The sequence below is a fragment of the Endozoicomonas sp. ALC013 genome (assembly GCF_049310205.1).
Taxonomy (GTDB): Bacteria; Pseudomonadota; Gammaproteobacteria; order Pseudomonadales; family Endozoicomonadaceae; genus Endozoicomonas.
Genome location: NZ_JBLYNS010000238.1, coordinates 1 through 4,612, shown reverse-complemented (window position 1 = coordinate 4,612; position 4,612 = coordinate 1). Strand labels below are relative to the sequence as shown.

At 51.3% G+C, this 4,612-nt stretch carries 4 protein-coding genes; all 4 read left to right on the top strand.

Features of this window, described 5'->3' with window-relative positions:
* Positions 1-395 precede the first annotated feature (395 nt).
* The 4 genes from ACO6V1_RS22510 to ACO6V1_RS22495 all read left to right on the top strand — a co-directional run bounded on the left by ACO6V1_RS22510 (position 396) and on the right by ACO6V1_RS22495 (position 4,560).
* On the top strand, positions 396-1,712 hold the full coding sequence (locus ACO6V1_RS22510) for a dicarboxylate/amino acid:cation symporter (protein ID WP_422468699.1): 1,317 nt from the start codon (positions 396-398) through the stop codon (positions 1,710-1,712).
* A gap of 121 nt (positions 1,713-1,833) precedes the next feature.
* Positions 1,834-2,478 (top strand): thiamine phosphate synthase, encoded by a 645-nt coding sequence (thiE, locus tag ACO6V1_RS22505; RefSeq protein WP_422446589.1) that lies wholly within the window; start codon positions 1,834-1,836, stop codon positions 2,476-2,478.
* 80 nt (positions 2,479-2,558) lie between these two features.
* Entirely contained in the window at positions 2,559-3,854 is a 1,296-nt protein-coding gene (hemL, locus tag ACO6V1_RS22500; RefSeq protein WP_422446591.1) for a glutamate-1-semialdehyde 2,1-aminomutase, read from the top strand.
* A 52-nt stretch (positions 3,855-3,906) separates the two neighbouring features.
* Positions 3,907-4,560: a hypothetical protein gene (locus ACO6V1_RS22495; RefSeq protein WP_422468697.1), complete on the top strand. Its 654-nt coding sequence runs from the start codon at positions 3,907-3,909 to the stop codon at positions 4,558-4,560.
* Positions 4,561-4,612 lie beyond the last annotated feature (52 nt).

Below are 4,612 nucleotides of genomic sequence, written 5' to 3'. Positions count from 1 at the left end.
TTCCGACTTTTTAGACCAATTTGCTGCCACCGCAGTAGGGCAGTCTATTCTCGGTCAGCCTCCCAGGCATGGTGACAACATGCCTGGCCTCCAAAACTTTCACAAAAGTGCTTTGGCAACATTAGCAGCGAATAATGGCTGAAATACTTTTCCGGGGGACATCAAAAGCCCCCCCTACTCGCCTGAAACTGGCTGGTTATGCCTTCAATTGCACAAATCCGGCCCTGATCACGGCTTCAGGAAATCCGATAATTTTCAACTAAAATAAGGATTTACCATAAGGAAATAGCATTTTTTCATCTTTGTCGGGAACTTGTTACTGATAAAGCGTTCCAAATAAGTAAGGGGGCATAAGTCAGCAGAGCCGTTTCACTTTCATATTGAGAGGAGAATGTATGATGCAGAAAAATTTAGCCCCTCAAATACTGATTGCCCTGATACTGGGAATGGCCACTGGTATCATTATCCAGTTGGCTGCCTCTCCAGAAGGTATTATCCAGAAATATCTGGTCAGTGGCCTCTTTCATGCCGTTGGTGTGATGTTTGTGGCAATGATTAAAATGCTGGTTGTCCCCCTTATTTTTGTCTCCATTGCCCACGCTGTATGCAGCATTAACGACATCACCCAGGTCGGCAGACTGGGGGTTAAAACCTTTGGCATCTATCTGGGCAATACATTTTTTGCCATCCTGTCAGCCATTGTTATCACTTTAACGGTGGCACCGGGTACCGGAGCCAATCTTGGCCACGTTGACCAACTGGTTCGCTCTGGCCAGTCGGAACTCCCTTCACTGCTGAATATGATTATTAACGTGGTACCAGTGAACCCCTTTCAGGCGTTGGTAGAAGGCAATATTCTGCAAATCCTGTTTATGGCAATCATTACCGGGGTTGCCATAAAGAAGCTGGAAAACCACGAAACCCACAGTGTCAGCAATGCTATTTCCCTGGCCAACAGCGTGATGATGAAACTGATTGGCATGGTCATGAGTATGGCTCCCATCGGGGTTTTCTTTCTGACCGCCAAACTGGCTGCCACATTAAACGGCAGCAGCATTTTAAGTGTGCTGTCCTATGTGCTGACCTGCCTGCTCATTATGTGCCTCTGGCTGTTTGTTATTTATCCGGTGCTGATCGGGCTGGTGATTAAACGTTCCCCTCTGGTGTTTATCCGTCACACCCGTGAACAGGTCATTTTTGCCCTCTCTACTGCCAGCTCTAACGCTTCGATCCCCATTACCTATCAGACACTGATCGAAAAGTTCCAGGTCCCGGCACATATCGCCGGCTTCACGGTTCCCCTGGGAGCCACCATTAATATGTCCGGTTCTGCTATCTATATGAGCGTTGCAGCCCTGTTTGTGGCCAATGCCTGGCATATTGACCTGAGCCTTCTGGAAATGGGCACCATGGGCTTCACCACCTTCCTTCTGGCCGTTGCTACTGGAGGTATACCCGGCGGTGCAGCAGTCTCCACCGGAGTACTGTTACACACCATGGGGCTCCCCGTTGAAGCCATGGCGATTATTCTGGCGACTGACCGGATTACCGATGCTGGCTGCACGGTCACCAATGTTGTTGGCAACACGGTTGCCGGCATTCTCTGCTCAGTGGGCGAAGCCCACCCTGAAGCCGACGAAGATAGCTCAACAGTCAGTGAGAGAGCTGCCATCGATGCTGATGCGTTACCGGGCAAACCTGATGTTTGTTAGAACACATTTTTTCCACGGAATATGATGAATACTGGTCTTATGTTTAATAATGAACGTCCATTAAAGACAAGGACGATAAACTGGTATAATCTGCCGGATATTTAATAATTGGGTATGGAGCATGCATAGATTTCACGGCCTGTACGGTATTACCGATAGTCAACTGCAACCCGATGACAGAATACTGTTCGAAACGGTAGAGCAGGCTCTGATGGGCGGTATGAAAATCCTGCAATACCGCGATAAAAGCCTCGACTCCGGTAAAAGACTGCGACAGGCCGGAGCATTGAAGGTTCTCTGCCATCAATACCAGGCCATGCTGATCATCAACGATGACATTGAGCTGGCCCTTGATGTGGAAGCCGATGGCGTTCACCTTGGCCAGCAGGATGACAGTATTGCCGATGCCAGAGCCCGGCTGGGTGATTATGCCATTATCGGCATCAGCTGCGAGGGCTCTCTGGAAAAGGCAAAAGCGGCTGCTGAACAGGGAGCCAACTATATTGCCTTTGGCAAGTTTTTCCCCTCCCGAACCAAACCCGATGCTAAAAATGCCGAGCTTGCCATTCTGACCCGGGCACGGGAAATGTTTGACCTGCCCATCGTCGCCATTGGCGGCATTACCACGGACAATGCTTCTGAGGTGATTTCTGCCGGTGCTGATATGGTTGCCGTCGTTAATAACCTGTTTGCGGCACAGAATATCCGGGATCGGGCCCGGAATTTTATAGCTCTGTTTAACGATACACAGCGTAAAGCTGTTTAACCTTCCACAGTTGCACAATAAAGAATAGCGGCCAAAACCCCGGGGTTAAGCCGCACAGCCTATGTTAAGGAATTGCCACCATGTCTCGTTCTGAACAACTTTTTGACGATGCCCAGACGGTCATCCCCGGGGGAGTAAACTCACCGGTCAGAGCATTTAAAGGAGTTGGCGGCAAGCCCATCTTTTTTAAAAAAGCCCGTGGCGCGCATCTTTATGATGTGGACGGCAGGGAATACATTGACTACATCGGCTCCTGGGGCCCCATGATCCTCGGCCACAACCACCCGGATGTGATCGCTGCCGTGCGTGATCAGGCCCTGGCTGGCATGAGCTTTGGTGCACCCACGGAGCTGGAAACCCGACTCGCCAAGATGGTACGGGCGATGGTGCCCTCCATGGAGCTGCTGCGCATGGTCAACTCCGGCACTGAAGCAACCATGAGCGCCATTCGTCTGGCCCGGGGCTTTACCGGTCGTGACCGAATCATCAAGTTTGAAGGCTGCTACCACGGCCACTCCGACTCACTGCTGGTAAAAGCCGGTTCCGGTGCCCTGACCCTGGGTGTGCCCAATTCACCGGGAGTGCCCGCTGCACTGGCGGAAAAAACCATTACCCTGACCTACAACAACCTTGCCGAGGTGGAAGAAACCTTCCAGCAGGTTGGTGATGAAATTGCCTGTATCATCATTGAACCGGTGGCTGGCAACATGAACTGTATTCCACCCGTTCCCGGTTTTCTGGAAGGCTTGCGCAAGCTGTGTGATGAATACGGCACTGTCCTTATATTTGATGAAGTCATGACCGGTTTCCGGGTTGCACTGGGTGGTGCCCAGGCCTATTACGACGTAACGCCGGATCTGACGACACTGGGTAAAATTATTGGCGGTGGTCTGCCCGTGGGTGCTTTTGGTGGTCGCCGGGAGATTATGGAGCACCTGGCACCACTGGGCCCTGTTTACCAGGCCGGAACACTCTCTGGTAACCCGCTGGCCATGGCTGCCGGTCTGGCCACACTGGAAAATCTGTCTACCCACGGCTTTCATGAATCCCTGACGGAGAAAACCACGGTACTTCTGCAAGGTCTCAGAGAAAAAGCAGAAGCCGCCGGTATTCCTTTTACCACATCCCAGGTAGGCGGCATGTTTGGTCTATTTTTCACCGACCAGCATCATACCGACAATACCATAGACAGCTTCACCAAAGTGATGGCCTGTGACACCGGGCGCTATGCCAAATTCTTCCATGGCATGCTGGATAATGGCGTATACTTGGCACCCTCAGCATTTGAGGCTGGATTTATATCCATAGCCCATGGTCAGGCAGAGCTGGACGCTACATGGAGTGCGGCAGAGAAAGCATTCGCCCGATTATCCTGAGTCCGGAAGGCTGATCTTCGGAGTATTTTATTAAATGACTGGTTAAGCAATTTTGCAAACAATGAGTTCTCTGGCTATTTCCGATGCCGTGCTGGCCTTTGCCTGCCTTTTTGCTGTTTTTCTTATGGCACAGCAAAAGAGTTTCGCTGACGTTCATCGCTTTTCTGCCACTGCTGCCTTGCTGGGATTCCTGCTAATGGCGCTGGCATCCATTACTGGCAGCCTGCGTTATGGTATCTCCAGTGCCTGGTCAGGCCCCCACGAGATGCTGGTGAATGCTGCCATGTTTCTTGCGCCGCCTCTGACCGGAATTGCCACCTGTCTTGGCGTTAGCGTCAGCAGCTGGAGTCGGGCCGCCTGGGGTCGGCTGATACTGGGTGTGTGCGTGGTTTACGAAGTCTGTCGATGGTACGGTTTAGACATTATTTACCGTGACCTGCAAATGGCTGTGCTACTGATTTTCGCGTCATTTCTGCTATTGCGTTCAACGGTGGAGTCCGGGCCGAAGTGGCTGATCATCGCTTCTGTTACCAGCTATTTTACCGGCGCGCTGATCATCGGTACTGAAGGCACACTGGCTGGCTATCTGAGGCTGGATTTATTCCGGTACCTGATTGGACTGGGCAACCTGCTGTTGAGCAGTGGACTGTATCTGCTCTTTAAAAACCGGTATCAAAACGACAACGACAAGCAGTTATCGGCCTGAGCCTTATCAAGCCGGGAACCTAGTACATGGTTTCAATGAGTGTGAAGGGTTG

Coding starts and splice junctions, on each gene's coding strand:
- hemL (WP_422446591.1), top strand. CDS start 2,559: ATGTCTCGTTCTGAACAACTTTTTGACGATGCCCAGACGGTCATCCCC.
- ACO6V1_RS22510 (WP_422468699.1), top strand. CDS start 396: ATGATGCAGAAAAATTTAGCCCCTCAAATACTGATTGCCCTGATACTG.
- thiE (WP_422446589.1), top strand. CDS start 1,834: ATGCATAGATTTCACGGCCTGTACGGTATTACCGATAGTCAACTGCAA.